This window comes from Nitrosopumilus zosterae (assembly GCF_025998175.1).
In the GTDB taxonomy this organism is placed as follows: Archaea; Thermoproteota; Nitrososphaeria; order Nitrososphaerales; family Nitrosopumilaceae; genus Nitrosopumilus; species Nitrosopumilus zosterae.
Genome location: NZ_AP026695.1, coordinates 755,489 through 781,891 on the forward strand (window position 1 = coordinate 755,489; position 26,403 = coordinate 781,891).

The following is a 26,403-nucleotide window of genomic DNA, read 5'->3' on the forward strand; positions in this document are numbered from 1 at the left end:
TTTGTTCTGGCTGCATAGATATCCATAATCACAGATCGCAATAAATAGATCGATTATAAATTTAGACTAATGGATAATGCAGAAGAACTTGAAAAAATCTGCCAAAAAATCCTGAAATTAGATCCTATGATGCGTTCAGCCAGAATCATTAACAGCCGGGGTCATCTTGTGGCTGGTGGAATGAAAAAAGGCATATTTTCACTTGAGGCTCAAAAGCAAGACGAAATGATGTTTATGGAACTTGCACTTCGCGTTAGAATGAGGCGAGAGTTTGATCACGAATTTGGTGAAGTTCATTTCTCAATGTCTTACAGAGAAAAAGTAATTGTAATGAGTTTTCCCCTAAATAATGATGATGTGTTACTGCTATCATGTGAAAAAAATACTGATTTTGGAAAACTTCCCTTTAAAGTTCTTAAAATAATTAAACCACTAAAAAAATCTCCGACAAAAACCTTCTAGGCATAAGTTCTTAATTTGTTATTTTCTAATTATTATCATGACTTTAAAACAAAATGTAGATTGGAATGAAATTGAATCATTGGTAAACATACTCTCAAAAAAAATTACGAAACTATCACGTACTTTTTCTACTATCACCACTATTGGTAGGGGTGGCTTAGTTCCTTCCCGATTATTGGCAGATCGTCTTGGGATTGAAAAGATTCTAGTTGATAAAAATAAAATTTCGTCTGATTCTCTCTTTGTTGACGATATCTTTGATACTGGCGATACTTTTACCAATATTATCCCAAAGGTAGATAATCCATCAAAACTTGTTTTTGCAACATTATTTGCAAGGCGTGGAAAAAAATACCCATCACAGTTAATCTATGCTAAAAAGACAGACAATTCTGCATATGTTGTTTTTCCTTGGGATAGATTTGAGTTTAAACGATCACAGAATTAATTCATACACTGAGGGATATTTCCCTCATGTCTTTTTTTGTAATCTGTAATCAATTCTTTTCTTATTTCTTCAAAATTCTCTTCTTCTCTAAATCTAACTCTGGTTGCTTTTGAAACACATTTTTGTTCTAATGCTTCTGATATTGATTTTTTCATGTTGTGTGAGCCTCCAATTAATAATATTTTCATGGCTGCATGCATCATATAGACTCCTGGTTTTTCCGGAATTTCTAAAAGAACTTGTTGATTACAATCTAGCCAATCAGACCATTCATTCTCTAACATTTCAATCATTGAGCATTTTTCTTAATCCTGCACATCTGTTTCTTATGGTGACTTCTGTTACTCCTGATGCTACAGAGATATCTTTCTGGGATTTTACTTCCCCTGTACTAATACAAGCTAGATAAAGCGCTGCTGCTGCAATTCCCATTGGATCTTTTCCTGCAACCATGCCTATTTTTTTTGCTTGATTTAAAATTTCAATTGCCTTTCGTTTGCTTTTCTCACTTAATTCTGCAATGCTTGCAATTCTGGACACTCCTTTAACAGGATCCACTACCGGCATTTTCAATTCCAATTCTCTGAAAATTAATCTATAGCATCTGGCAACATCTTTTCTTCTTATGTTGATTCCTTTTGCAATATCATCTAATGTTCTAGGCGTTTCTGTGTTTCTACATGATGCATAAAGACATGCTGCAACTAATCCTTGAATTGAACGGCCTCGAACTAGTTTTCTCTCCATTGCTTTTCTGTAAATATAAGCCGCCTTTTCAACTACTGCATCAGTTAATGCAAGTTTGTCTTTTAATTTATCCATTTCATTGAGGGCTTGTCTTAGATTTCTGTCTGCAGATGAATGTGCTTGTGTTCTACTATCCCAAGTTCTGAGTCTTTCAATTGAACTCTTTACACTGGCAGATAATGGCTTTCCTGTAGAATCTTTGTTAGCTGCGCCAATTACTGTGGATAATCCCATATCGTGCATTGTTAATGATGTTCCTGCTCCCACTCTGGTTCTATTTGTCTCATCATTTGAAAATGAACGCCATTCTGCACCTGTATCTGCAATTTTGTCAGTAACTACAATTCCACATTTACTACAAAACAATTCACCTGTATCTTGATCAGTGACCATTTTTTTATTTCCGCAAGATGGGCATTTTGGTCCTGAGATCATTGTATTTTTAAGCATAATGGATTGATTTGAACAATTACCTTATTATTCATTTTACCTAATTTCTACGGGTTAATTGTGTGTAGGTTAAGCTAATACTTGTTCTAATATTTTAGAACATAATTGTATTTTTTCAAAATTAACTCAACAAACAATATGCATATGATGGTGAATAAGATGGATACATTATGTTTCCTTGATCTGTTGTATGCTTCAGACCTATTGAATGTCCCAATTCATGTGTCATTATAGTTTCAACACTTTTCACATCATACAATTGAAAACTTCCATCACAATTGTAATCTCCTAATGTTACCTCTACAACTCCCTTTCCAAGATGTGCGTGCCCTAAAACACCTTGTCCTATGTCTCTGACTACCCATGTTACCCATACATTTGCATTTTGTTTTTGGTTTGTTATTTCAAATTTTATTTTTGCTTTTTCATTGTTTGTATTTAATTCCTGTTTCTCCCAAAATGCTAAAGAATTTTGTAATGTGTTAACATGATCTAATGGCAATCCTGTTGGCTGTTCATTGACGAACACCTTGTACAAAATTATGTATGTGTCATCAATTATCTCATATGTGGGATCTGGGAAATTACTTGAGGCCTTTTTAACTTCTGCCTCAAAATTCCATTTGATGTAGTCTCTTAGAAATTTCTTAATTACATCTTTACTTGGATTTGGAAATTCTATGTATCTTTTTTCTTTGGAAATATTATTTGATATGTCTCTTAGATATTTCTCGAACAAATAATATTCATGCTCTATTTGTTCCTGTGATTTTTTATTTTCATCTTGCATGTTTACTATGATTATTCCTTGTTTAATCATATATTGAATTCCCAAAACAAATGCCTCATCATCTATTTCTCCATCTGCCCACCATCCTGCATTATTTTTCACCCATTCTGGAATTTCATCTGATACATTTTGTGTTTCTACTGGTGGAATTTGTATTATTTTATTGTCTATGAGATATAGTAATGCAGAAACAAACTCTGCATCATCAATATTTTCTTCAGACCACCATTTTGCTATTGGCTTTACCCATTCTGGAATTGATGTTATGTATTCTTTCTCTAAACCTTTTGGCTTTTCTGTTGGTGCGTAAGGATATTTTGAAATCACTTTGTCAATGAATTCTTTATAATTTTTAATCACAACACTATTTGGTTTTTCATTATATGCTCTATTGATATATGAAATAGATTCTTGATACTCTCCTAGGTTGCCAAATCCAACCCCCATACCTGTTAATGCAAGGGCATCGTCTGGAGAATGTTGCAAAACTCTGAAAAATTGTTTTAATGAATTTGTGTGATCCTCAAGATTGCTTTGTGCTATACCTTTCATCTTTAAGGTGGAAATATTGTTGGGGGCAATTTCCAAAACCTCATCATAGATTGTTATGGCTTGCTTATAGTTTCCTTTGACAAAAAGATCTGTTGCTTGATTAAACATTGCCTCTGCCTCTTTTCCTGTTTGAGCAAAAGCGTCTTCTGTGAGAATTATTGAACTTAATAAAATTATGACTAGGAAATATCTTGTTGTCATTGTATTGTTTTTCATGTGTGTCGTTTTAGATATAATCTATTTCTATCTTATACCCTGTAATCCCTATTTTAATAGTTAATTTAAGAAAATCTTTAATTTATTCACCGTGCCGAATTTTATATTGGCAAAAGTTGGAGCTGGCGAAATAATCTATGATTTACGAAAAAAAATACAGGACATCAGATCTGATTTGAATCAATTAGGTGTATCTCCCTCTGAAATTCCTGAACTGATTATGTCTGCAAACTTGTTACGCTCAAATGAATTTTTATCTAAAACAAATGAAAAGCAATCTGAATTAATCTCTGCTTATGAGCAATATTCTGAATCTTTAGAAGAGATGCTTTCATCTGTTTTTGAGATACAAAAAGATCTTAAAGATATACTCAAAGAGCAGTCTTTGATGATTTCTCAAAAAAAGACTCCAGCCAAAAAGACCTCTAAAACAAAAAAGACTAAAAAATAATCTTATTTTGATAAATGAATAATATCCCCTGCAATTATTTTACTTATTTTGTTTTTCTCTGATACGATTAATGCTCCATCGTCATCAATTTTTATTGCATCTCCTTTAATTTTGCCTTCAACTGTATTTAGTTCTACTTTTTTACCGATTGTTGATGATCTTTTTGTCCATTCTGCAATGATATTTTTTGTTTGTTTTGAATTAAGTAATTCATAAATTTTTTCTAATTCTACCAAAAATGTCTGAATCAGTACTTTTGGCTTTACTTTCATTTTTTGCTCGTTTAATGACGCTACTCCGTAAAAATTGGATGTCCCTTTTAGAGTTTTTTCAATTTGTTTTGTATCTACGTCAAAATTTATCCCAACTCCTAAAACTAAGCTTTCGATTTTGTTTGATTCCAAAGACACATCAACTAGCATACCTGCAACTTTCTTCCCTTTAATTGTCAAATCATTAGGCCATTTTAATTCAGGTGAAATTTTGAATGTTTTTTCAATGGCATAAGATAATGCAAGTGATGATGCTATTGGAAATAATGTTGTGATAGAAATATCAAATTTTGGTTGTAATATTATTGAAAACCAAATACCTCCTTTTGGTGAAATCCACTTTCTACCTAATCTACCTTTTCCTCCTGTTTGTTTTGCTGCAATAATTATTGTGCCGTCATTTACAGACTCTTCTGACATTTTTAATGCTTGATTTTGAGTAGAGTCTATTGAATCAAAATAATATGCTTTCTTCCCTATCTTTTTTGTTTTTAATCCTGCAGTAATTTCCCATGGTAAAAGAGCGTCTGAATTTGATGTAAGCTTGTAGCCTAACTTTTGTTTTGATTCTACCGTATATCCTAACTCTTGAATTTTTTTGATGTGCTTCCATACTGCTACTCTGCTGATTCTTAGAACATCACTCAAATCTTGACCTGATAAATATTCTGTATTATGTGTCTGCAAAAATGTGAGTACCTTTACTAATCCTGGACTGTCAAACGAATTGTAAATCAATTAACGTCTTTTTTTAATATCGAGTATAAAATATGAACTAGAATCCAATATCGATGTCGAATCCACCATCATCGGCCCCTCCGTCCATACTTCCATCATCCATTCCTGTGTCAGCCCCTTCTGGCATACTTTCTGCTGGAACATAATCTGACATTGCCATTCCCATCATACTGAACATCATTGAAAACATCACCATGTCCATTACTCCAAAGAACATCATTGTTGGTAAAAACGACTTGTTTTCTTCCATACACTCCTTCATTTTTTCTTTGTCTCCTGTTTTGTAAATTTGAGACATTTGATTCCATTTTGTTTGTAATTCATGCACGCGCTCATCTACCTCTCTTGAACCTTTATCGGTGACATCTATCTCTATTTTTTTCCCTAACCACCCCTTTTTCTCAACTACTTTGATAAACCCTCTATTTTCTAATCGCTCTAAAATTTTATTGAGTTCTTCAGCTTCAATTTGGGTTGTTTTCTGGATTTTATCAAATTTCTTAATTCCATGTTTAATTGCTCCTAAAACTATGAGATCTTTTGGTTCTGTCTCCATCCATGCTTTTCCTTTCTTATGACTAAAAATACTTTGTTTTTCTTAAACTTTCAAAAATTATATTCTGCAACTTTGTGCTATTTTTATGGAACAAGATAAACACACTGATGAGCAAATCCATAATTTTCTCTCCATGAGAAGAGTTGCAGTAATTGGCATGTCTAAAGATTCTTCAAAAGCTGCACACTATGTCCCAAAATATCTCTTGGAAAATGGATATGATATAACACCTGTAAATCCCACTTCTGTTGAAATATTGGGTAAAAAATGCTATGATTCTGTTTCAAAAATCGATGGTGATATTGACATTGTAGATATATTCAGACCATCAGATCAGGTTTTGCCTGTGATTCAAGATGCGATAAAGAAAAAACCCAAAGTAATTTGGTTACAAGAAGGAATCCATAATTCTGAAGCGGAAAACATGGCAAGAAAAGAAGGAATAGATGTTGTATTCAATAGATGCATGTTGGCAGAACATCAGAGACTAATGAAATGACTTTTGAGAATTTCTATCATGATTTACTTGATTTGGCAAAAAAATATGAAAAACAAAACATTCCTTTAAAGATAGAACCAGATCTTGAAAATAACATCGTCAAAATATTTGGTGAAAAAATTACATCTCTAACAAGAGCACAAAACGGCCTACATGACGTAGCTGAGCTTGCATATGCAACAGCTGAACATCATCCCTACTGGAACATTCTTTACAATTCCTCTGAAATCGCAAACAGTGTATTGGACAAGTGGCAAAGCTCCCTATCTGAAGATGATTTATCTGATATTGATTGGGCGTTAAAAGAAATGGAGAAAACTTTAGAAAAAATCAAAAATCAAAAACACTCTCATTCCTAGGCAAAGATAAATATTCTCAACTGTGAATTATGTCATGCCTATTAAGCTTGGATTGATTGGAAAAACCAATACTGGAAAAACCACTTTCTTTAATTCTGCAACATTGTCCTCTGAAGAAATTTCATCATATCCTTTCACTACTAAATCACCTGTCTCGGGAATTGCACATGCCATTACGTTATGTGTTCATCCGGAATTTAAAATTCAGGATAATCCAAATAACTCAAAATGTCTTGATGGTTGGAGATACATTCCTATTGAATTGATTGATTTACCTGGATTAATCAAAGACGCGTGGAAAGGCAAGGGGCTTGGAAATCAGTTCTTATCAATTGCTGCTCAATCTGATGCTCTTCTTCATGTAGTTGATGCATCTGGAGGGATTGACTCTACAGGAAAAATCTCTGAAGTTGGTACTGGAGATCCAATCTCCGATTTTGCCGATATTGAAGAAGAATTAATCATGTGGTATCATAAAATTTTGGAAGGAAACAGAGAAAAAATATCAAAACTCATTAGAACTGGAACTGACATCTCTGATGCTATCACTGATTTGTACCGTGGAATTGGTGTAAACAAGAATCATGTTAAAGAAACATTTTTGGCAACAGGATTAGAAGAAAAAAACTTTGATAATTTTGATATGGTTGATAGCAAGAAATTTGTGTCTCATCTGAGAAAAATATCCAAACCCACTTTGATAGTTGCCAACAAAGTTGATGTTGAAGGTGCTGACAAAAACTTTGCAAGATTACGAGAACGTTACAATGATTCTATAGTTATTCCAGTAAGTGGGGATAGTGAGTTTAGTCTAAGAAGAGCAGAACAAAAAGGATTGATAAAATACTCTCCTGGTTCTGAACAATTTGAAATCATCAAATCTGAGGATCTTAATGAGAAACAAGTCAATGCACTTAATTTTATCAAAAAAGGAATAATGGGAGAATATATGAGAACTGGAGTTCAATTTGCAATTAATGTTGCAGTATTCAAACTACTGAAAATGAACTCCATTTATCCTGTAGCTGACGAAACGAATCTAACTGACAAAAAGGGTAGAATTCTACCTGATTTAATTTTACTAAAAGATGGGGCCACCATAGGTGATCTTGCAAAGGAAATCCATACTGATCTCACCAAGGGACTACTTTATGGGAAAGATTTGAGATACAATCTGAGATTACCTGTTGACTATCAACTAAGAGATAGGGATGTTGTATCCCTAGTAAGTGCAGCAAAAAACAACTAGTTTTTTACTTGGTTTTGCTCTCAATGCTACCTCAACAAATACATCTTGATTATTGGTTTGAATGAAAACCTATTTGATCTTTGATTTTAACTCTCATTTTTTATTCTAAAAAATGATTCATCAGATACTTTGAGATTTTTGAATTTTTTTGGCTGAATTACTTTGGCTAGAATTTCCAATCCTTCAATTGTTCTAATACTGGGTTTGCTAAAAAATGAATTTGCATCTACTGCAAATACTTTATTTTCCTTTACTGCTCTAAGTGAATTCCATTTTTGGTCTTTTTTCAGAATATTGTTGTATTCTAAAATTGTACGTTTTGTGTCAAAACCGCATGGCATCATGATGATGATGTCTGGATCTGCTTTAACTATCTCAGAAAACTCTAAACGATGTGAATGCTCTCCCATTTTGCTAATAGTGTTGACTCCTCCTGCAATCTCTATCATCTCTGGAATCCAATGACCTGCAGTAAAAAATGGTTCAATCCATTCTATTGCAAGAACTTTGGGTTTTTTATTTTTGGGACTATTTCTAATACCGTCTATTCTTTTTTCAAGGGATTCTGTAATTTCACGGGCTTTGGACTCTTTACCTAAAATTTTTCCTAATTCTATTACCGATTGAATAATCTCTTGCAAATTATGGGGATCCATTGAGTAAAGAATTGGTTTCGTTTGAAGAATTTGTAGTGCTTTGTTAACTTGATTAGTATGTGCTGCACAGACTTCACATGTCTCTTGAGCTATAATCAGATCTGGATCTGCTTCTCTAATTTTCTCTTCATCTACTGTGAAAATGTCTTTCCCATCATTTAGTAATCTACATGTCATTGTGTTGATTTGATCACTAGTCAATTCATCTGAATTGATAACGGAATTGATTATTCGTGGTTTTGTTGTTGCATCTTGAGGAAATTTACATTCATGTGTAACTCCAAAAAGATCATTTTGTACCCCAAATTCATATAGTAATTCTGTTGCACTAGGCAAAAATGAGACTATTCTTTTTGGCAATAATGATACATTATTTTACAAGTTCTTAAATCCAATCTAATCTTACACATATTATGAAACCCCAATCTTGTAGAAATTGCGGTAAGGAACTATGGCAAAATCAAACAATATGTCCTCACTGTGGATGTGAAAGAGAACATGAAGATCCAGAATAGTTGTCATAAACTAACCGTCAATTTTCATTATCAGGCAGATTAATAGACTCATTTCAGACACAAACTGCAATGTACTCAGATTCTCAGGAGATTAGACGATCAATTTTGGCAAAATGGCATGAAACGCTTTCAAAACACGGTAATCTGTTTTCATCTGATTCGATAAGTGGCACTAGTCCCCCTTCTGTTTTTGTTGGCTCCTATAATTATCCTAAAGTCTTTGTTGGACCAATGGTTCCTCCAGCACATGGCGATACCAGCATACTTGACAGTCCTGAAAGATGGAAAGGAAAATCTTTAGAAGATATCGTAAATTTCAGATTAAATCTAGTGCGCGGAATACAAAAGATCTCTGTTAATAAAACTGAAGGAAGATACATTGAAAATCTTCAAGAAGTTGTAATGTCTTCACAACCAATTGACTCTGATTTGATATTTGAAAAATCCACATCGTCTCATATTTCACTTGATGGAGAAAGTGCACCGTTTGGCCCAACTGGTATTATCCACTCAGCAAAATTTTCAGGAACAACATCTGAAAAATCAATAGAAAAAACATTCTATGATAAGGATATGAAAGCACAGGATGCAGTTTTGAATTTATATAATTCTGGAATTGAAATTTCAAAGATTCAAAAATGTTTTAGTATTGGAATGTTGGGTCAAAAAAGAAAACTAGTTCCAACTAAATGGAGTATCACTGCCACTGATGACATTATTTCTAAATCCCTGGTTGATGAAATTCTAGATTATTCGATAATTGATTCCTGCAAAATTTTTTCTTATGAACATCTGGGAAATGTTTTCGTCATTGTATTGTTTCCTCATAGGTGGATCTATGAAATGATTGAGGCATGGTATTCTAATGGGATATTGGGGTTTGGTTCTGATTACGAAGATGCACGTGGAATTGATCATCCTCCTGCAGTTGCTGGTGCCTATTTTGCAGCTAAATTAGGCGTTTTGGAGTATTTGGCCAAAAATAAAATTCAATCCGGAGTTGTTATTTTGAGAGAAATACGTCCTGAATACGCCATTCCTGTGGGTGTGTGGCAGGTTCGTGAAGGAGTCCGAGAGGCAATGAAACAAAAATCTGTGCTTGCAGATAATTTTGATGATGCAATATTATTAGCATCAAATAAAATGAGCATTAGTAAATCTGAATGGCTGGCCAATGGAAATATTTTGAAATTAATTCATCAGAAAACTTTATCTGACTTTTTTTAAATTTTTTAAATAAAATTTATTCCAAAATCACATAGGTTAAATCATGGATTTGGAATAAAACAAATGATCTTATGAGTCAAATACAACCCGAATCAGTTTTTTCCGATTACGGTATTTACAAAGTAATTGATAATCTTGAATTGTCTCTTCCTGATATAACTATTAAAATCGATAAAATTGGTGATCATGTTTTTTCATATGTTCGAAAAGACGCTGAAGACAATATTGTTAAAAAAATAATTCCTACAAAATCTGACGATCTAATCATTGAACTGTCTCCGATTAGACCCTTGAATTATCCTGCTAAAAGAACTAGCTATGTCTATTTGGATTTTGAAACTCCTCTTTTTCTGTCTGAAGGTTCTGCTGTTACTGTTTTTGTAAGATGTCCAATAGAGATAGGTGTATTTTTAGTTCATGATGAGCATAAGGATTCCTTAGACTGCTTTACATGTGATCCTAACAATTCAAGATTTTGTTTGTATGGTGATCCTGAATCTGGAAATCTTTGTAAATATGCTCTCTCTGAAATTGTGGAATCCTATGATGATTCCATACCTTTTCTAAACGGTGTTTTAAAAATTGATATTAAAAATGATTTAGATAAAGGATTGACACTTTCAAAAATTGTTTTTCCTATAACTGGAAACTCAATTTATTATAAAAACTCAAAGGCTATAATTGATTCTTTAAGTGCAATAATGAAGAAAAAACTTACTCTCGAAATAATTGATGTGACTTCAGATAAAATACAAACTGATTGGATAATGTCTCCAACATTTGAACAAATTGAAAGCATAAAACACATGGACATGGGTGTTGATTAATGGCATTTGAATTTCTACAAAGTTTAGCCGATGTTGAACTTGTTGGAGGTTTAACCCTTCTGTCATTGTTAGTTGGCGGGATAATTATGGGTGTGGGAGTGATAATTGCAAGAACTGTTAAATTATTATTTATGAAATACTATGCACCAAAACTTCCTCAAGATTCTGCAAAAAACTTTGCAAAGCTAATCTATTTTGGAATAATTCTGTTGTCCTTCTTAGTTTTTACATCTAACACGGGCTTAGATCTTTCTGGTTTGCTTGTTGCAGGTGGAATATTTGGAATAGTGATTGGTTTTGCTACTCAATCTGTAGTTTCCAATTTAATTTCAGGTGTTTTCTTGATGATCGAAAAGCCAGTAAAACAAGGTGATAACATTGAGATTCCGGGTTCAGATGTTTCTGGAACTTTGTTGGATATCAGTACTTTTTCGGTTCGTGTGAGAAAATTTGATGGCACTATAATTAGAGTCCCAAATGAATCATTCTTTACATCAAACATCCGCTCCCTTTCTTCTTCCCCTGTAAGAAGAACTGAGGCCGTAGTTGGAATTGCCTATAAAGAAGATATTGCTGGCGCTATATCCGTACTTGAGAAGCAAATTCGCAAATCTATGCCATTTGTTTTGATGCTTCCAAAACCTGAATTTCGAATTAAAGAATTGGCAGATTCAAGCGTGAATATCGAAATTCTAGTTTGGCATCCTCGTAATGATTGGAATGCAGTAGGGCCACATTTACTCAAATTTGCTAAATCTGCATTAGATGATGCTGGAATTGAAATACCATTCCCTCAGCGTGTAATATGGCAAGCAAAAGAATAGGAAATTTATCTCTCTATGATTTTTGGTTGATTTTTACTTGCTCTTCTTTTCTTAATTAAAGCAAACATGATCATTCCGACATTAATTATGGAAATTATTTCAATTAAATCTACTCCATACAAGAACCAATCAATCACTGGGTGTATTCTTGACACTAATCCAGCTTCAAGCATGATGTCTGCATTCCATACCATATGTGGAACTTGAATGAATTGAATTATTGCAATTATTATGATACTTCCTAATATTTTATCTTCATACCACTTCCAAAATTTATTCCACACATTCATGATTTTTTTTAATTTTTAATTCTAATAAATAATGTGAAAATTAGATAGAACTAATTAGACTGGACTAATGATTTCAGGCATATTTTTTCAGATTATCTGAATCATGTTTTAATTGTCATTCAGAATTAGTTCTTTTTTCATCCAAACTGTTTTTCCTTTATGATCAATTAATTCTATGTTCATATCATTTAGTTTATCGCGAATTTTATCTGCTTCTTCAAATTGTTTGTCTTTTCTGAATTTCTCTCTATTTGAAATCAAATTATTGATTTCTTGTTTTTCACTTTCGGTCATTTCTGGAATTGATAGCCCTAAAATTTTCATCATCCTTTCAAGTTCTTTTTTTATGATTTGTGCATCTTTGCTTCCTAGTTTTTCCTCGGCTGCTAGTCTATTGGTCTCTTTTACTAGTTGAAAAAATGCAGATAATGCAAGATGTGTATTCAAATCATCATTTAATGCATCGTCAAAATCTGTGGTTGTTTTATAGATAATCGAATCTATTTTTTCGTCACTTTCACCATGAGCATGAATTAATTCATAGTAGCTTGTCTCTACTTGTCTCCATTTTGTTACATTCTCTTTAAGCAGTTCTTCAGAATAATCGATAGGTTTTGAATAATGTCCTGACAGACAGAATAATCTGATGATATTTGAACCCCAGTTCTCTAAAACATGCTTGATTGATTTTATATTCCCTAATGATTTTGACATCTTTTCTCCATTGATGGTGACCATGCCTACATGCATCCAAATTTTTGCAAATGGTAAACCTGTACATGATTCAGATTGTGCAATCTCATTTTCATGATGCGGAAATATTAGATCACGTCCTCCACCGTGAATATCGAAATTTTCTCCTAGATACTTGATGCTCATAGCAGAACATTCGATATGCCAACCTGGTCTCCCTTTCCCCCATGGGCTATCCCATACGGGTTCTGTGCTTGAGAATTTCCATACTGCAAAATCTAAAGGATCGTTTTTTGCATCATCAACTTCTATTCTGGAACCTGATTGTAACTCATCAATTTTTTTCTTTGATAATTTTCCATACTCTGGAAATTTTGAGACTGAAAAATATACTCCGTTTTTTGTAGTATATGCAATTTTCTTTTCAATTAGTTTTTCAATAAATTTTATAATGTCGTCAATATGTTCTGTGGCTTTTGGATAGTTTGTTGCACGCTTTACATTTAATCCATCAAAATCTTTGAAATAGTTTTCAATGTATTTTGTGCTTATTGCCTCAGCAGTTGTGTTTTCTGAATTTGCACGATTAATTATTTTATCATCTACATCTGTAAAATTCTGGACAAATTCAATTTCTACATTTTTGCTCTCTAAGAATTTTCTTAGTACATCAAAAATTATGATCGTTCTAGCATGACCGATATGTGATTCATCATATACTGTCACTCCGCATAGGTAAATTTTTACTTTTTTTGAAATATCTAACTCCTGTTCCGAATTTAACAATGTATTGTGAATCTTCATTTTTAATCTCTGTCTGGCTTTGGTGCAGGCAATCTTTTATGTTCACTGTTTTTATTTTGTGAATATATTTTTTCAACTAAGGATTTATCAATTTGAGTCAATTCAGCAGTTTCTCCAATTGATTTCTTTTTATCAAATAAACAGTACAGGATAGAATCTATCTCCTCATATGATGCTCCTAATTCTTCTTCTGCTTCATGCTCTTTCCACAAATGAGGACTGCTTCTTTTTGCAATTACATTCTCAGGAACCCCTAGATATTTTGCAATTTCTCTTACCTGTAATTTGTATAATGAGATGATTGGTGTAATATCGGACGCACCGTCTCCGTATTTTGTAAAATATCCTAACAAGTACTCGCTTTTATCACTAGACCCTAAAACTAGATAGTTTTTGGAATTTGCATAGTAGTACAAAATATTCGCTCTGACTCTTGCGCGTAGATTTCCTTTTGCCAAGTTATTTGGCTCAACGTACATTGAATATTCATTTACAATTGGTTTTATGTCAATAAGCTTGTATTCTATACCTGTCAGTGCAATCATTTTGAGTGCATCCTCTGTTTCAGATTTTGGTGTGATTAATGTGTCTGGCATAATTAGTGCAATTGTTTTCTCTTTGAGTTGTCGTTTACAGAGATAAGCTAAAACTGCTGAATCGATTCCCCCGCTTAATCCTAAAATTAATCCATTGACATGATTTTTTTCTATTTGATCCGATAGAAATTTCTCTAATGTCTGTGTAATTAATGCATAATCTTTATTTTTGATTTCGTTAATTATCTCTTGATTCAATAATCAGTGTTGATTATTTCTGAGGATAAAAATTCTACTTAATTTGAGTGAAAATCAGTTCATTTTGCACACACATTATGCCTTATGCTGAATCATTATTTGTAAATTATAGGAAAATTCATGCAATCCATAATGCATACCTGACACAAAGGGAGAACTCTTCCCTCTTTATTCATTTACAGATTAAAAATGACCTGAAATTTTTTGGGATTTGATTTATTGATTTTCTAAAATCTCAAATAATGTTGATGCTATTTCTTCATCTTGATATTTCAAAATTAATTGATGAATACCTATTTGTGAATCACCTGTTATGTGAATTGGGGTATAAATATCTCCATTTCTTGCTGCGTATGTTGTAATTTCTATCTGTGATTTATCTGGTGCAATTATGACAAATGTGATCTGTGAACCTCTGCTGTAATCTTCGATGTATCCAAAAATCACCACTTGTTGATAACTGTGCCTTGATTGAGGCTGCTCAAATTTCTCTTCATTTACTGCAATGAATGTCGCACTCTCTAATTCTTCTGCAAATGAAAGTTGCGCAAATCCTATCACTATGATTCCAAACAATACTGGAAGAATTACATTGCCTGACAATACTCTTGTATAATTTATTGGCATTAAACACTGAGGGAATAATTTGAAGAAACGTTGTTCCGTTGTGGAATATTTGTTTGATTTTGAGTGAACAGACTGTGCCTGATTTTTAAAATTTATTGATTGAAAATTGGCATTTTAGATATCGACATAAATACCGTCATCTCTTGCTTCAACTTTGTATGTCTCTAGTTTGACATCTTTGAGATAGTCTGTTAGTTCTCCTGTTTTGATATTATAATGCCAAAAATGCAATGGACATTCTACAATGTCTCCCTCTAATTTACCTGGGGCAATTGAACCATCCTGATGAACGCAAAGATCATCTATTGCATGATACCCGTCTTGATTAAAAACTGCAATTTGTTTTCCTTCGATTTTGAATGCTTTACCTTTTCCTGCCCCAACTTCGCCTTTTTCAGCAATCTTTTTCCAAGTCAATGGTTTTCTGACATTTTTGTCATTTATTTAGATTCGCATGATAGAATTTTATAGTCCCATTCAAGGATTTTATTATTGAGCAAAGTAAAGTCCAATCCTAAATTGATCAAAGAAGGTAAGCTATCATACGAGTGGGCCAGATCACACATGCAAATTCTTGATAATACTATTAATCGATTCAAAAAATCAAAACCTCTGAAAGGTGTAACTCTTGGATTCTGCTTACATATTACAAAGGAGACTTCGGTTTTATTAATGGGCGCAAAAGAACTTGGTGCTACTGTGGCATGTTGTGGTGGGAATCCATTGACTACACAAGATGATATTGCCGCCTTTTTAGCATCACAGGGAATTCATGTTTATGCATGGCATGGTCAATCTGTCAAAGAATATGATTGGTGTATTGATCAAGTGTTAAAACACAAACCTACAATTTTGACTGATGATGGGGCTGATATGAACATCAAAGCTCACTTTGATAAGAGATTCAACACCATGAAGATTCTTGGTGCTACTGAAGAAACCACTGCAGGTGTTACTCGAATCAGAGCTGTAGAAAATCAGGGAAAGCTTCGTTATCCTGTAATTTTAGTAAATGAAGCTTATACAAAACACATGTTTGATAATAGGTATGGCACTGGACAAAGTACCATTGATGGTTATCTTAGGGCAATGAATTTACTTATGGCGTCAAAACGTGTTGTGGTAATTGGATATGGTTGGGTTGGACGCGGTGTCGCATCACGATTCCAAGGAATGGGTTCCAAGGTAATTGTAACTGAAATTGATCCTGTAAAAGCACTTGAGGCTCATATGGATGGCTTTGAAGTCATGCCGATGTCTCAGGCCGCAAAAATCGGTGACATGTTTGTCACATGTACTGGTATGACTAGTGTAATTAGAAAAGAGCATATCTTGCAAATGAAAAACGGTGCAATCATGGGTAATGTGGGCCACTTTGATGTGGAAATTGACAGTAAATTCTTGTTAAAGCAGTCAAAATCAGTTAAAGAAGTAAGGCCTAATCTTGATGAATGTACTTTGAAAAATGGTAAAGTTGTCTATCTGATTGGACAAGGTAGACTTGCAAATCTGGTTGCAGCAGAAGGACATCCGCCAGAGGTTATGGCACAATCATTTTCAAACCAAATTTTGTCTGTTTTGTATATTCTTAAGAATCACAACAAAATGGAAAATAAAATTATCAATGTTCCTGAAGAAATTGATAAACAAGTAGCAATTGATGCACTAGCTGCAATGAATGTTAAAATTGATAAACTCACCCCAGAGCAAGTAAAGTATGCAAATAGCTGGTAAAACTTCTTAACCTCAATACAGTTCTTGACAGTATCTGATGAATAACAAAGCCATAGTTACAAGTGCATTACCGTATGCCAATGGAGAAATTCATTTGGGTCATGTTGCATCCACTTATCTCCCAGCAGATGTCACAACTAGATTCCTAAAACTAAATGGGGTTGAGGCATATTATGTCTGCGCATCCGATGATTTTGGAACTCCTATTCTGATTCAATCTGAGAAAGAGGGTAAGACTCCTGCAGAATACGTTGCTTATTGGAATAAACGTGATTATGATGATTTTTCAGCGTTTAACATACAATTTGATTATTTCTACAAGACTAGTTCTACAGAAAATATTGCATTTGTTCAAGATGTTTTTAAAAAATTAAATGATGCAGGACATATCTATGAGCAAGAAATCATTCAATTCTATTGTAATAATGATCAAAAATTCTTGCCTGACAGATATGTAAAAGGCACATGTCCTTATTGTAAAGCAGAGGATCAATATTCTGATCTTTGTGAAAGTTGTGGTCGCGTGCCTGAGGAAATTACGGATCCTAAATGCTCTCTTTGTGGTCAATTGCCAACCAAAGAAAAAACAAAACACTATTTTTTCAAACTCAAAAATTTTGGAGATTCTCTAACTAAATGGCTTGAAGAAAATGAACATCTGCAAAAAGATGTTAAAAAATACGTCCAAAATTGGATTAAATCTGGATTGATTGACTGGGATATCACTCGTGATATTTCTTGGGGTGTTCCAGTTCCACTTGACGATGCAAAGGGCAAAGTCTTCTATGGTTGGTTTGATAATCATCTTGCATACATTTCTACTGCATTGAAATTCCTAAACGATAAAGGAATTAATGGAAAAGAGTTTTGGAATTCTGCAGACATTTATCATTTTATTGGAAAAGACATTGTGTATCATCATTATCTTTTCTTACCTGCCATGAGGTTGGGGATAGGCAGTGAATACAAATTGCCTGATTACATCCCTACACGAGGACATCTTACTCTTCAAGGAAAGAAAATTTCTAAAAGCAGAAACTGGTATATTGGTTTAAAACAATTTTTGGAATTTTATCCTGCAGATTATCTGAGATATTATCTTGTATCAATTAATCCGTATTCTCAGGACGATTTGAATTTTGATTGGGATGATTTTACAACACGAATTAATTCTGAACTAATTGGAAATCTTGGAAATTTTGTTAATCGTGCATTAGGATTCACCAAAAAAGCATTTGATGGAAAAGTTCCCGAAATCGACTCCTTTGATGAAAAAGATTTAGAGGCTGAAGACAAGATAAAAAATCTTGCAGCAGATGTTGGTGGTCTTTTGGAGCAGAATCATCTTGATAGGGCATTAAAGCGAATAATGGAATTCTCATCCTTCTTTAACACATATTTTCAGCACAAAGAACCTTGGAAAAAAGGACCAGGAACTGCAAACTGTGTATTTCTTTCAGTAAATGCTGCAAGAAGTATTGCTATTGCTCTTTTCCCATTTCTGCCTGAATCTTCCCAAAAAATCTGGGTACAGTTGGGACTAGATGGTAACGTTATTGATTTCTCCTGGAATGATCTCTCTAAATTTGCCGTTGCTCCTGGACATGTTCTAGGTGACGCATCTCCGTTGTTTGTAAAAGTTGAAGAATCTGATATTGAAAAGCACAAAAAGCAACTTGGATCCTTTGAGAAATAATGACTCCTATCCCACGAATATCTACTAGGGGATACTATGATCTTTCTAATGGCAAAACTCTCAAAACCAATCCATACTATTTGTATCCAAAAAAAGATTTTAAAAAATTAACAAATTCTAAAGAACTCACAATTATGATTCACGGGTTGAGAAATGACCGTGCAGGAGCTGTTGCCAAGGTATTGTTAGCAAAAAATAGATTACGAAAATTGGGATATTCTCACCCTGTAGTTGGTTTTAGTTATGATTCCAACACAACAGGGGCTCATCTGGTAAAACATGCAAAACATGCCCTTGCAGTAGGGCAAAGCATCGCAAAGAAAAATGGGCGTAATCTTGGGTTGTTTATTGAAGATTTCAAAAGTTCTAGTCCTGACACAAGAATTAGACTAATGGGCCACTCTTTAGGATCTCAGGTGATATTAAGTACGCTAGAGTATCTCTCAAAAAAGAAACAAAATATTGGGATAATCGAAGCTGTTTATTTTTTTGGCGCATCCATTACTGAAGACATACCATCCTCTAAAAAATTTGGAAAAATTCTTCAAAGCATTGTGAATAAAAAAATTATTAATCATTTTGCTCCTTCTGATGAGGTTTTAATTTGGGCTGATAATGAGAAATATGTTAAAGGATGTTTGGGTCTAAATGGTGCAATTGGAAACCCTGTAAGTAAATATCATCAAAAATTAGTAAAGCCCAAGAATCATAGATTTGCAAGTTATGCTGAAGTGCTTAAATCATTTCCGTAATTTTGTAAACATGTTGGTATAGGATGATTCGTACGTCACTCTTTTATACAAAAAATGAATTTCACAACATATTATGAAATCTCATGTATCTTGTTCTGAAAACAATAAATCTATTTTGTATCATTTGCATATTTTAGATGAATTTTGTGACGATTTTGATGATCTTTTAGAGTATCCTTGTTAAACAAGACGTTAATTGTAAACCATCAAGTTTTTCTCTTCGAGCAAACTGTGGATTTGATTGACAGATCGATGAATGTCTTTTTCAATTCTTGCACCCACACAAACTAATTTGCCTGACGCGAAAATCAAAATTACTGTTTTTGGATCAAGCATTCTATGAATCAGTCCTGGGAATTGCTCTGGTTCATACATGCTTCTTGGAAGGGTTCTAGCTGCTTGTTCCAAGTTTACTTTTCCTCCAAGGTTAATTGATGATACAATATTTTGAATTGTAACTATGGGTTCGTTTTTAATTTTGATTTTTCCTTTTCTTAAATTTTGAACAACAATATTTACTGCTTTTATTGCCATCTCTTCTGATTTGGCACCTGTGCAAACCATTTTCCCTGAACCAAAAAGCAATGTGGCAGTTCGAGGAGTTTTAAGTCTGAAAACTGCTCCAGGAAATTGCTCTGGATGATATTCCACATCTGGGAATTTTTTTGTTATGTCTACAAGATCTAATTTCTGTTCAATTGTTGCAGATGCTACAACGTTAACAATTGCTATTACTGGCTTGGTTTCTGTCATGTCTTTTTGATTATTTCTTGACTATATCTCCGTATCTTGGTCTAATCTGAGACCTTTGTATCTATTTCTAATGGTCACTTCTGTCACATTTGAGGCTTCTGCAATGTCTCTTTGAGTCCTGTCCTCACCATTTTTTACACATGAGAGGTACAACGCAGCTGCTGCTAATCCCATAGGGTCTTTCCCTGCAGATTCCTCATGATCCCGAGCAATCTGAAGAACTTTAGCTGCATAACGTTTAGTTTTCTCAGAAATATCCAGTTTGCTTGAAATTCTTGCAATGCATTGAACCGGGTTTACCACAGGCATTTTTAGCTCTAACTCTTGATGTAATATTCTGTAACACCGTGAAATATCTTTTTTCTTTATGTTTCCTGCATCTGCAACATCTTTCAGAGTTCTAGGGGTTTCAGTGTCTCTACAAGCTGCATAAAGTGCCGCTGCAATTAAAGCTGAAATTGAACGACCTCTAACTAGTCCTTTTTCTAATGCTTTTCTGTAAATGTAAGATGCTTTTTCAATTACTGAATCTGAAAGTGATAATTTGTCTTTTAATGTTGATAACTGACTTAGCGCTTGTCTGAGATTCTTATCTGCAGATGCATTTACCTTGCTTCTACTATCCCAAGTTCTCAGCCTTTCAATGGTGCTCTTCATGGATGTAGAAAGAGGTTTCCCAGATGCATCCTTGTTCATTGGACTAATAATTGTGGCGAGTCCTCTATCATGCATTGCAAGTGATGTCGGAGCCCCTGTTCTTGTTGGATCTGTTCCACCATCTTTTGAAAATGACCTCCATTCAGGTCCAGAATCTTGAAGTGTCTCTGAAATTACAAATCCACATTTGCCACAAAATCTTTCTCCTGTAACATCATCTGATAACATGGATTTCTTTCCACAACGTCTGCAGACACTATCTACATTGATAATCTCTAAAACCAAAAATATGACCAATATTGTTTACTTTGTTTCCTATAATAACCGACTTATTTTGCAATTTTTCTTAAAAATCTCTTTTTTGATTCTAAAATAGTATTGAAATTGGACTGATTTTTTATGAGTAATGCGCCTGGGGTTTGGATTATATCGCTATATTCTAATTATGATCATTTTCATCCCTAGTTTTATAATTTATAGAATTCATGTTGTGTATGTATTACAATAACCTACATTAACCCAAATTTTTTACTCAAAACTTATGGTATTATCTGTAAATTTTGTGGTGCTAGGCAAACAAGATATTGCAGCAGAATTTGGGAAAAAAGGAACTGTCACTGATCTGTCATTGTATGATAGAAAAGAATCCGATGTTATCAAAACTTGGGTAACTCCAAATGGATTTCCAGAAAAAATTCAGCCACTATTTCAGGCAATCAATTTGGCCGAATATGTAATCTTTCATGTGGATAAATTAGACAAATTCACTGGAGAGCAAATAATTGCATTAGATTCCTTGAAAAAAGAAAAAGGAATCTTATCTCATACGTTTGATGTTGATGAATCCAAATTGAATGCAATGATCAAAGGAACTGTTGTTGAAAATTATGCTAAAATTGATCCAGAAAAAATCAAAGAAGAAATGGACAAACTGGAACCTGTTTCAAATGACGATCCATCTGAAATGGTGATTGATCATTGTTTTGATGTCAAGGGTGTTGGAACTGTAATTTTAGGCAAAGTAACACATGGAAAAATAAAACAATATGCCAACTTGAAATTATATCCTGCTGGAATAAACGTACTGATAAAATCTATTCAAATGCACGATGACCCTGTAGAAGAATCTGTCTGTCCTGCTAGGGTAGGGCTTGCAGTAAAGGGCGTAAAACCTGATGAAGTTGGACGAGGAGACGTAATCACTAATGAAGGAGCAGTAGATGTAAAAACTGAGATTGAACTTAATTTCAAAAAAAATCCCTTTTACAAAAATGATATTTCAGAAAATCAAGGATGTTTAGTAAATGTTGGTTTGCAAATTAAAGCTGCAAAATTCATGTCTCTTTCCCCTCTAAAATTAACATTTGAAAAACCAATTGCCTGTAAAAAAGGCCAAATCGCAGTAATTCTAAAACCCGAATCTCCTACGATTAGAATTCTTGGAAGCGGAATTATCCAATAGACTGATTTAATTAAATCAAAAACAATTATTCGTTATGCGCGGATTGATGATGGGTAGGTTTCAACCTTTTCATTTGGGACATTTGGATTTAGCAACACGAATTCTTGATGAGTGTGATGAAGTAATTATTGCAATCACTAGTTCTCAGTTTAATTATTTGGAAAAAGATCCTTTTACTGCAGGTGAACGAATTGAGATGATTCATAATTCCCTAAAAGAGGCATCTTTGGATTTATCCAGATGTTTTGTTGTATCTATAGAAAACCAATTCAATGTGGCAACTTGGGCATCATATCTGAAATCTGCATTGCCACATTTTGATAAAGTGTTTAGTGGGAACAATTATGTTTCAATGATCCTTGCAGATTCTGGTATTGAGGTTATGGAACCTATGTTTTTAGATAGAACTCTGTACAATGCAACAAAAATTCGCTCAATGATTGTTTCTGGTGAAAATTGGAAAGATTCTGTCCCAAACGCTGTTTATGAATTACTTACAAAAATTAATGCTAAAAATAGACTGACAGTAATTTCTAAATCGGACACAAATCCTACTAAACATTAATGGAACCTATACGTGCCTGTCCTATTTGTCCTAAATGTGGTTCAAAGAGATTTGTCAGGTTGATTGCTGAAAAAGTCACTGTGAAGTGTCGCTCCTGTAACAAAATAATTGAAATCTAAATTTCATAGTTAATTAAATTGAGTTTGCTAATTTTAGACTACGATCAGATATTGACACTACAGAATCAAATTTTTATTAATTATGACCTCTACAACGAAAAATGTCATCTGTTTTTATTCTAATTCTTAATCGATTTTTTGAATATCATGAATTTTGGATGAACTTAAACACCTTCTAAAGAATCTAAAAATATCATAAAATCCCCATCTGTACTTTTTAAAAAATAAAAATAAAAATAAACGATTATTCTAGATTAGACTCAATCTCTTCTTTTTTCATGAATGTTGTCTGTTGATGATGAGTCATAAGAAATCCCTGTTTGCTCATATGAGAAATGGTTTCTCTGATTAGTTCTCTCTTCTAATATCTCAGAACTATTTGAATCATAGTAATCTGTGATTTGATTAGAAGTAACTGGACTGCCTGTAACAAAATGAATCTTTACTAGAGATTCTTTGTCTATGTATTCTGGATTTTCATGACCGTCTATCCCATAAGCAAAAGTGTTTTCCAGCATTATTGGGACGTTTAGCAGTAAAATGCTTAACAAAGAAAACATTCCAAAAAGAGCCACTTTCTTCATGGTGTAAAGTTTTGGTCTTTCTACTTCATACTCAATACCAACACATGTTTTTTGTTTTTTGGTTTTGTTCTGATTTTGGTAATTATACATTATTGAGACAACAAAAATAATTCACTTAAATTTCTGTTTGTTTTGTAATTACAAACAATAATCATAGATACAAAAATCATAATAATTTCAAATCCATTTGAAAAACATACAATATGCAACTGTAAATTATTATTTTTTAATTTTTTTATAATATCTTGTACTGATTATTGAAATTCATTCTTCAATAATTTCTCATGTTGCTTTGCACAGTATCTAATGTCTCATATAATGTGTGTAATTTTACTACACACAACTAGTTATACTCATACCTTAATAAAAAAGAATTATCATGCATAGTGAGAAAATTCTCGAACATTTAGGATTGGAAAACGACTCAGACCTTGATGAATTTGATTGTTAGTCGATTCTACTATGTCTCATTTTCTAATATATTCGATCCAAATTCATAAATCTTATAATTTTGGTATAATAATACTATGATTTGATTTAGTTAATATTTGCAGTATTCTTGAAAAAATCATGGCAAAAACATGGAAGGATAACGAAATCAGCCTTGATCCAATAAAAGATCAAACGATCGCTGTAATTGGTTATGGAATCCAAGGTGACGCACAAGCTAACAACATGAAAGACTCTGGTCTGAATGTAATTATTGGTCTTAAGGAAGGTGGTAACAGCTGGAAAAAGGCAGAAGCTGATGGTCATAAAGTAATGTCTGTTGCAGAAGCAACAAAACAAGGTGACATTATTCACATATTGATTCCAGATATGATTCAAGGTCAGGTATACAAGGATGAAATCGGTCCAAATCTTTCTGAAGGAAAAGCATTGTCATTTTCTCATGCAGCTGCAATCTATTGGAAATGGATTGAAGCACCAAATAATGTTGATCTAATTATGGTCGCTCCAAAAGGACCTGGTTCTAAAGTTAGAGAAACCTATCTTGATAATTTTGGAACTCCTGCAATTGTTGCAGTTGAACAAGATTTTACAGGAAAAGCTTGGGATAGAACATTAGGAATTGCAAAGGCAATAGGTAGTGCAAGAGCTGGATTAATCAAAACTGCTTTCAAAGAGGAAGTAGAAACTGATTGGTTTGGTGAACAAGCAGACCTTTGTGGTGGTGCAGCTTCTATGGTGACAAATGCATTTGAGACTCTTGTTGAAGCAGGATATCAACCTGAAATTGCATACTTTGAAGTTTTACATGAACTCAAACTCATTGTAGATATGATTCAGAGATATGGAATCAATGGCATGTGGAGACGTGTAAGTGAAACCGCTAGATATGGCGGTTTAACACGTGGACCAATGGTGATGGATTCTGCAAATAAATCCAACATGAAAAAAGTTCTTACCATGATTCAAGATGGAACATTCAACAACGAGTGGATTTCTGAGTACCAGAAAAATGGTAAAGATGCATTTGACAAATACATGAAACAATATGACGAACACCAAATTGAAAAAGTTGGTAAAGAAATGCGTAAAATGATGTGGCCTGATTCCACAGAATAATCTTTTTTCTTATATTTTTCTTAATTTAGACACGCCTGTTGTGATGTGATTGATAATTGTCGGTAATGGTGTACCTGGACCAAAAACGTGGTCGACTCCTGCTTTGATCAAATCTTTATGGTCTATGTCTGGTATGACTCCGCCACCTACTATGAGAACATCGTTAATTCCTTTCTTTTTTAATGCCTTGACAACTCTTGGAAAAAGAGTTCCATGTGCACCATTTAACAAACTCATTGCTACGGCATCCACATCTTCATCTTCTGCAATTTGTGCAATTCTTTCTGGTGTTGCAAAAAGCCCTGAATAGATAACTTCCATCCCTGCATCTCTGAATGCCCTACAAAGTACTAGCGCACCTCTATCGTGACCGTCAAGCCCTAATTTGGCAACTAATATCTTGATACTTCGTGTTGCAACTTTTTGCTTCATGATTATTGCTATATTTTGTGTGTTTTAAAGGGTTTATTTGATTTTCGTAAATCTATTTTTTTGCTATAGCGCTCTAATCTCTTCAAATATATTGATTCAAAACTTAGAATGTTCCAGTAATAATAGATATGACTGAAGACGTATGTGATTTTTGTAAGGGAATTGGCTCTTCTGGACCAAATGTTTGTGTCTATTGCAATGGGACTGGAGAATGGAATAATGCAGCACAAGCATATGTGAAAAATCATATTTGTCAATGCATTGTACTTGATAGAAAATTCTGCCCTGTATGTAACAAAGCATGTCATCATGATACCTCGTTGAATCCTAAACAAAAAATTGATCCTGGTTATGGCGGCATGTCAAGTCGTGAAATTACAGTAATTGCCTAATTGGTATCTTTTTTAGATAAATTCCTTTTTTGGAAAAATAGTCACGGTTCTTATAGTTGAGAAAATTCAGTATAATATGTCCGAAGATAGAAAGATGTACAAATGTACATGTTCTGACTGTGGCAAAGATTCTGAAGTTCCTTTTGAACCAAAAGCGGACAGACCAGTTTATTGCCGAGAATGTTTACCCAAACATCGCAATTGATGATTTTAGGCTAGTTTTGTTTAATTAATTTTGAACTAAATTATTTCCAAAATATACTCAAAATCTTTTTTCTTTTTTTGATGATTTCCTAGCATATACTCAGTTTAAATTATGCGTCAATACGATTGCAATATGTCAAACAACTCTAAAGATACAATTTTCATTGGGAAAAAACCCTTGATGACTTATGTTACATCAGCAATTATTCAATTAGCTACCATGCCTTTAATTACAATTAAAGCCAGAGGAATGACTATTGCACATGCAGTAGATGTTGCACAAATAGTGTTGAAAAAAACAAAGCCTGCTTTTGTAATCGGGAACATAAAAATTGGTTCAGAATCACTTGTTTCTCAAGATGGCAGACACCGTGATGTTTCTTCAATTGAGATTTCTCTAAAAAGGGCAGAAGCATCAAGGTAGTTTCAATGGTAACA

33 protein-coding genes are annotated in these 26,403 nt (G+C 33.5%); 18 read left to right on the forward strand and 15 right to left on the reverse strand.

Annotation, left to right across the window (positions count from 1 at the left end; translation table 11 throughout):
- Positions 1-69 precede the first annotated feature (69 nt).
- Together OO712_RS04470 and OO712_RS04475 are read left to right on the forward strand one after the other, a co-directional pair.
- On the forward strand, positions 70-462 hold the full coding sequence (locus OO712_RS04470; RefSeq protein ID WP_109877211.1) for a DUF6659 family protein: 393 nt from the start codon (positions 70-72) through the stop codon (positions 460-462).
- A 37-nt stretch (positions 463-499) separates the two neighbouring features.
- Positions 500-910: a phosphoribosyltransferase gene (locus OO712_RS04475; protein WP_109877210.1), complete on the forward strand. Its 411-nt coding sequence runs from the start codon at positions 500-502 to the stop codon at positions 908-910.
- Here OO712_RS04475 and OO712_RS04480 read toward each other — a convergent pair.
- From OO712_RS04480 to OO712_RS04490, 3 genes are all read right to left on the reverse strand, one after another.
- Positions 907-1,203, reverse strand: coding sequence for a GIY-YIG nuclease family protein (locus OO712_RS04480; RefSeq protein WP_225866897.1), 297 nt, complete (start codon positions 1,201-1,203; stop codon positions 907-909). The two genes, OO712_RS04475 and OO712_RS04480, sit on opposite strands and share 4 nt — an antisense overlap.
- Complete coding sequence (locus OO712_RS04485) at positions 1,196-2,107, reverse strand: transcription initiation factor IIB (RefSeq protein WP_109877209.1); 912 nt, start codon at positions 2,105-2,107, stop codon at positions 1,196-1,198. Before OO712_RS04485 ends, OO712_RS04480 begins: the two co-directional genes overlap by 8 nt.
- Before the next feature lie 121 nt (positions 2,108-2,228).
- Positions 2,229-3,650 (reverse strand): M57 family metalloprotease, encoded by a 1,422-nt coding sequence (locus OO712_RS04490; protein ID WP_109877208.1) that lies wholly within the window; start codon positions 3,648-3,650, stop codon positions 2,229-2,231.
- A gap of 121 nt (positions 3,651-3,771) precedes the next feature.
- Between OO712_RS04490 and OO712_RS04495 the strand changes: the two genes are divergently transcribed.
- A complete protein-coding gene (locus tag OO712_RS04495) occupies positions 3,772-4,116 on the forward strand; it encodes a hypothetical protein (RefSeq protein ID WP_109877207.1) in 345 nt (114 codons plus the stop codon).
- A gap of 2 nt (positions 4,117-4,118) precedes the next feature.
- Here OO712_RS04495 and OO712_RS04500 read toward each other — a convergent pair whose 3' ends face one another.
- Together OO712_RS04500 and OO712_RS04505 are read right to left on the reverse strand one after the other, a co-directional pair.
- On the reverse strand, positions 4,119-5,126 hold the full coding sequence (locus OO712_RS04500) for a biotin--[acetyl-CoA-carboxylase] ligase (protein WP_109877206.1): 1,008 nt from the start codon (positions 5,124-5,126) through the stop codon (positions 4,119-4,121).
- A 37-nt stretch (positions 5,127-5,163) separates the two neighbouring features.
- A complete protein-coding gene (locus tag OO712_RS04505; protein WP_109877205.1) occupies positions 5,164-5,682 on the reverse strand; it encodes a hypothetical protein in 519 nt (172 codons plus the stop codon).
- An 85-nt stretch (positions 5,683-5,767) separates the two neighbouring features.
- Here OO712_RS04505 and OO712_RS04510 point away from each other — a divergent pair, with 85 nt between their 5' ends.
- From OO712_RS04510 to OO712_RS04520, 3 genes are read left to right on the forward strand one after another with little or no spacing between them, the layout of a single operon-like run.
- Positions 5,768-6,181 (forward strand): CoA-binding protein, encoded by a 414-nt coding sequence (locus tag OO712_RS04510; protein ID WP_109877204.1) that lies wholly within the window; start codon positions 5,768-5,770, stop codon positions 6,179-6,181.
- Positions 6,178-6,540, forward strand: coding sequence for a hypothetical protein (locus tag OO712_RS04515; RefSeq protein ID WP_109877203.1), 363 nt, complete (start codon positions 6,178-6,180; stop codon positions 6,538-6,540). Before OO712_RS04510 ends, OO712_RS04515 begins: the two co-directional genes overlap by 4 nt.
- Positions 6,541-6,574: 34 nt before the next feature.
- The gene (locus OO712_RS04520; protein ID WP_109877202.1) at positions 6,575-7,789 is read left to right on the forward strand and encodes a redox-regulated ATPase YchF; all 1,215 of its coding nucleotides are present in this window, start codon (positions 6,575-6,577) and stop codon (positions 7,787-7,789) included.
- An 86-nt stretch (positions 7,790-7,875) separates the two neighbouring features.
- Here the strand turns inward: OO712_RS04520 and OO712_RS04525 are convergent, their stop codons facing one another.
- The gene (locus OO712_RS04525; protein WP_109877201.1) at positions 7,876-8,805 is read right to left on the reverse strand and encodes a BtuF-related (seleno)protein; all 930 of its coding nucleotides are present in this window, start codon (positions 8,803-8,805) and stop codon (positions 7,876-7,878) included.
- 224 nt (positions 8,806-9,029) lie between these two features.
- Between OO712_RS04525 and OO712_RS04530 the strand changes: the two genes are divergently transcribed.
- The 3 genes from OO712_RS04530 to OO712_RS04540 all read left to right on the forward strand — a co-directional run bounded on the left by OO712_RS04530 (position 9,030) and on the right by OO712_RS04540 (position 11,838).
- On the forward strand, positions 9,030-10,187 hold the full coding sequence (locus OO712_RS04530; RefSeq protein WP_109877200.1) for an Nre family DNA repair protein: 1,158 nt from the start codon (positions 9,030-9,032) through the stop codon (positions 10,185-10,187).
- 71 nt (positions 10,188-10,258) lie between these two features.
- On the forward strand, positions 10,259-11,014 hold the full coding sequence (locus OO712_RS04535; RefSeq protein WP_109877199.1) for a DUF432 domain-containing protein: 756 nt from the start codon (positions 10,259-10,261) through the stop codon (positions 11,012-11,014).
- Positions 11,014-11,838 carry a mechanosensitive ion channel family protein gene (locus OO712_RS04540; protein ID WP_109877198.1) on the forward strand — a complete coding sequence of 275 codons (825 nt, stop codon included), beginning with the start codon at positions 11,014-11,016 and terminating at the stop codon, positions 11,836-11,838. Before OO712_RS04535 ends, OO712_RS04540 begins: the two co-directional genes overlap by 1 nt.
- A 5-nt stretch (positions 11,839-11,843) precedes the next feature.
- On the opposite strand, the gene OO712_RS04545 is transcribed toward OO712_RS04540, so the two are convergent.
- The 5 genes from OO712_RS04545 to OO712_RS04565 form a co-directional block, all read right to left on the reverse strand.
- Positions 11,844-12,128, reverse strand: coding sequence for a hypothetical protein (locus OO712_RS04545; RefSeq protein WP_109877197.1), 285 nt, complete (start codon positions 12,126-12,128; stop codon positions 11,844-11,846).
- 108 nt (positions 12,129-12,236) lie between these two features.
- Complete coding sequence (cysS, locus tag OO712_RS04550; protein ID WP_109877196.1) at positions 12,237-13,625, reverse strand: cysteine--tRNA ligase; 1,389 nt, start codon at positions 13,623-13,625, stop codon at positions 12,237-12,239.
- Between the two features lie 2 nt (positions 13,626-13,627).
- Entirely contained in the window at positions 13,628-14,419 is a 792-nt protein-coding gene (locus tag OO712_RS04555) for an NAD+ synthase (protein ID WP_109877195.1), read from the reverse strand.
- Between the two features lie 216 nt (positions 14,420-14,635).
- Positions 14,636-15,046, reverse strand: coding sequence for a hypothetical protein (locus OO712_RS04560; RefSeq protein ID WP_264953952.1), 411 nt, complete (start codon positions 15,044-15,046; stop codon positions 14,636-14,638).
- A gap of 114 nt (positions 15,047-15,160) precedes the next feature.
- Positions 15,161-15,463 carry a Rieske (2Fe-2S) protein gene (locus OO712_RS04565; RefSeq protein WP_109877194.1) on the reverse strand — a complete coding sequence of 101 codons (303 nt, stop codon included), beginning with the start codon at positions 15,461-15,463 and terminating at the stop codon, positions 15,161-15,163.
- 75 nt (positions 15,464-15,538) lie between these two features.
- On the opposite strand from OO712_RS04565, the gene OO712_RS04570 reads away from it, so the two are divergent.
- Genes OO712_RS04570 through OO712_RS04580 form a run of 3 tightly spaced genes read left to right on the forward strand, consistent with a single transcriptional unit; the run spans position 15,539 to position 19,228 of the window.
- Entirely contained in the window at positions 15,539-16,780 is a 1,242-nt protein-coding gene (locus OO712_RS04570; RefSeq protein WP_109877193.1) for an adenosylhomocysteinase, read from the forward strand.
- Positions 16,781-16,817: 37 nt separating this feature from the next.
- Positions 16,818-18,476, forward strand: a complete 1,659-nt coding sequence (metG, locus tag OO712_RS04575; protein ID WP_109877192.1) for a methionine--tRNA ligase — start codon at positions 16,818-16,820, stop codon at positions 18,474-18,476.
- Positions 18,476-19,228, forward strand: coding sequence for a DUF726 domain-containing protein (locus tag OO712_RS04580; protein WP_109877191.1), 753 nt, complete (start codon positions 18,476-18,478; stop codon positions 19,226-19,228). Before metG ends, OO712_RS04580 begins: the two co-directional genes overlap by 1 nt.
- Positions 19,229-19,420: 192 nt before the next feature.
- Here the strand turns inward: OO712_RS04580 and OO712_RS04585 are convergent, their stop codons facing one another.
- Positions 19,421-19,981 carry a TATA-box-binding protein gene (locus tag OO712_RS04585; RefSeq protein WP_109877190.1) on the reverse strand — a complete coding sequence of 187 codons (561 nt, stop codon included), beginning with the start codon at positions 19,979-19,981 and terminating at the stop codon, positions 19,421-19,423.
- A 21-nt stretch (positions 19,982-20,002) separates the two neighbouring features.
- Complete coding sequence (locus OO712_RS04590) at positions 20,003-20,866, reverse strand: transcription initiation factor IIB (RefSeq protein WP_264953968.1); 864 nt, start codon at positions 20,864-20,866, stop codon at positions 20,003-20,005.
- 313 nt (positions 20,867-21,179) lie between these two features.
- Between OO712_RS04590 and OO712_RS04595 the strand changes: the two genes are divergently transcribed.
- The gene (locus OO712_RS04595; protein ID WP_109877188.1) at positions 21,180-22,100 is read left to right on the forward strand and encodes an EF-Tu/IF-2/RF-3 family GTPase; all 921 of its coding nucleotides are present in this window, start codon (positions 21,180-21,182) and stop codon (positions 22,098-22,100) included.
- 34 nt (positions 22,101-22,134) lie between these two features.
- A complete protein-coding gene (locus OO712_RS04600) occupies positions 22,135-22,665 on the forward strand; it encodes a nicotinamide-nucleotide adenylyltransferase (RefSeq protein ID WP_109877187.1) in 531 nt (176 codons plus the stop codon).
- A 379-nt stretch (positions 22,666-23,044) separates the two neighbouring features.
- Here OO712_RS04600 and OO712_RS04605 read toward each other — a convergent pair whose 3' ends face one another.
- A complete protein-coding gene (locus OO712_RS04605) occupies positions 23,045-23,458 on the reverse strand; it encodes a hypothetical protein (RefSeq protein WP_109877186.1) in 414 nt (137 codons plus the stop codon).
- A 480-nt stretch (positions 23,459-23,938) separates the two neighbouring features.
- On the opposite strand from OO712_RS04605, the gene ilvC reads away from it, so the two are divergent.
- Complete coding sequence (ilvC, locus tag OO712_RS04610) at positions 23,939-24,937, forward strand: ketol-acid reductoisomerase (protein ID WP_200829085.1); 999 nt, start codon at positions 23,939-23,941, stop codon at positions 24,935-24,937.
- Between the two features lie 9 nt (positions 24,938-24,946).
- Here ilvC and OO712_RS04615 read toward each other — a convergent pair whose 3' ends face one another.
- Entirely contained in the window at positions 24,947-25,369 is a 423-nt protein-coding gene (locus tag OO712_RS04615) for a cobalamin B12-binding domain-containing protein (protein ID WP_109877184.1), read from the reverse strand.
- 128 nt (positions 25,370-25,497) lie between these two features.
- Here OO712_RS04615 and OO712_RS04620 point away from each other — a divergent pair, with 128 nt between their 5' ends.
- From OO712_RS04620 to OO712_RS04630, 3 genes are all read left to right on the forward strand, one after another.
- Positions 25,498-25,761: a hypothetical protein gene (locus tag OO712_RS04620; protein WP_109877183.1), complete on the forward strand. Its 264-nt coding sequence runs from the start codon at positions 25,498-25,500 to the stop codon at positions 25,759-25,761.
- A 94-nt stretch (positions 25,762-25,855) separates the two neighbouring features.
- Complete coding sequence (locus tag OO712_RS04625; protein ID WP_263970080.1) at positions 25,856-25,966, forward strand: CxxC-x17-CxxC domain-containing protein; 111 nt, start codon at positions 25,856-25,858, stop codon at positions 25,964-25,966.
- A 132-nt stretch (positions 25,967-26,098) separates the two neighbouring features.
- On the forward strand, positions 26,099-26,389 hold the full coding sequence (locus OO712_RS04630) for an AlbA family DNA/RNA-binding protein (protein WP_109877181.1): 291 nt from the start codon (positions 26,099-26,101) through the stop codon (positions 26,387-26,389).
- Positions 26,390-26,403 lie beyond the last annotated feature (14 nt).

What these genes read in the sequence shown, in the direction of transcription:
- OO712_RS04535 (WP_109877199.1), top strand. Translation starts at nt 10,259, where the DNA reads ATGAGTCAAATACAACCCGAATCAGTTTTTTCCGATTACGGTATTTAC.
- OO712_RS04490 (WP_109877208.1), bottom strand. Translation starts at nt 3,650, where the DNA reads ATGACAACAAGATATTTCCTAGTCATAATTTTATTAAGTTCAATAATT.
- OO712_RS04585 (WP_109877190.1), bottom strand. Translation starts at nt 19,981, where the DNA reads ATGACAGAAACCAAGCCAGTAATAGCAATTGTTAACGTTGTAGCATCT.
- OO712_RS04510 (WP_109877204.1), top strand. Translation starts at nt 5,768, where the DNA reads ATGGAACAAGATAAACACACTGATGAGCAAATCCATAATTTTCTCTCC.
- OO712_RS04505 (WP_109877205.1), bottom strand. Translation starts at nt 5,682, where the DNA reads ATGGAGACAGAACCAAAAGATCTCATAGTTTTAGGAGCAATTAAACAT.
- cysS (WP_109877196.1), bottom strand. Translation starts at nt 13,625, where the DNA reads ATGAAGATTCACAATACATTGTTAAATTCGGAACAGGAGTTAGATATT.
- OO712_RS04595 (WP_109877188.1), top strand. Translation starts at nt 21,180, where the DNA reads ATGGTATTATCTGTAAATTTTGTGGTGCTAGGCAAACAAGATATTGCA.
- OO712_RS04590 (WP_264953968.1), bottom strand. Translation starts at nt 20,866, where the DNA reads ATGTTATCAGATGATGTTACAGGAGAAAGATTTTGTGGCAAATGTGGA.
- OO712_RS04600 (WP_109877187.1), top strand. Translation starts at nt 22,135, where the DNA reads ATGCGCGGATTGATGATGGGTAGGTTTCAACCTTTTCATTTGGGACAT.
- ilvC (WP_200829085.1), top strand. Translation starts at nt 23,939, where the DNA reads ATGGCAAAAACATGGAAGGATAACGAAATCAGCCTTGATCCAATAAAA.
- OO712_RS04620 (WP_109877183.1), top strand. Translation starts at nt 25,498, where the DNA reads ATGACTGAAGACGTATGTGATTTTTGTAAGGGAATTGGCTCTTCTGGA.
- OO712_RS04520 (WP_109877202.1), top strand. Translation starts at nt 6,575, where the DNA reads ATGCCTATTAAGCTTGGATTGATTGGAAAAACCAATACTGGAAAAACC.
- OO712_RS04540 (WP_109877198.1), top strand. Translation starts at nt 11,014, where the DNA reads ATGGCATTTGAATTTCTACAAAGTTTAGCCGATGTTGAACTTGTTGGA.
- OO712_RS04530 (WP_109877200.1), top strand. Translation starts at nt 9,030, where the DNA reads ATGTACTCAGATTCTCAGGAGATTAGACGATCAATTTTGGCAAAATGG.
- OO712_RS04480 (WP_225866897.1), bottom strand. Translation starts at nt 1,203, where the DNA reads ATGATTGAAATGTTAGAGAATGAATGGTCTGATTGGCTAGATTGTAAT.
- OO712_RS04625 (WP_263970080.1), top strand. Translation starts at nt 25,856, where the DNA reads ATGTACAAATGTACATGTTCTGACTGTGGCAAAGATTCTGAAGTTCCT.
- OO712_RS04470 (WP_109877211.1), top strand. Translation starts at nt 70, where the DNA reads ATGGATAATGCAGAAGAACTTGAAAAAATCTGCCAAAAAATCCTGAAA.
- OO712_RS04485 (WP_109877209.1), bottom strand. Translation starts at nt 2,107, where the DNA reads ATGCTTAAAAATACAATGATCTCAGGACCAAAATGCCCATCTTGCGGA.
- OO712_RS04560 (WP_264953952.1), bottom strand. Translation starts at nt 15,046, where the DNA reads ATGCCAATAAATTATACAAGAGTATTGTCAGGCAATGTAATTCTTCCA.
- OO712_RS04630 (WP_109877181.1), top strand. Translation starts at nt 26,099, where the DNA reads ATGTCAAACAACTCTAAAGATACAATTTTCATTGGGAAAAAACCCTTG.
- OO712_RS04515 (WP_109877203.1), top strand. Translation starts at nt 6,178, where the DNA reads ATGACTTTTGAGAATTTCTATCATGATTTACTTGATTTGGCAAAAAAA.
- metG (WP_109877192.1), top strand. Translation starts at nt 16,818, where the DNA reads ATGAATAACAAAGCCATAGTTACAAGTGCATTACCGTATGCCAATGGA.
- OO712_RS04605 (WP_109877186.1), bottom strand. Translation starts at nt 23,458, where the DNA reads ATGTATAATTACCAAAATCAGAACAAAACCAAAAAACAAAAAACATGT.
- OO712_RS04475 (WP_109877210.1), top strand. Translation starts at nt 500, where the DNA reads ATGACTTTAAAACAAAATGTAGATTGGAATGAAATTGAATCATTGGTA.
- OO712_RS04545 (WP_109877197.1), bottom strand. Translation starts at nt 12,128, where the DNA reads ATGAATGTGTGGAATAAATTTTGGAAGTGGTATGAAGATAAAATATTA.
- OO712_RS04615 (WP_109877184.1), bottom strand. Translation starts at nt 25,369, where the DNA reads ATGAAGCAAAAAGTTGCAACACGAAGTATCAAGATATTAGTTGCCAAA.
- OO712_RS04580 (WP_109877191.1), top strand. Translation starts at nt 18,476, where the DNA reads ATGACTCCTATCCCACGAATATCTACTAGGGGATACTATGATCTTTCT.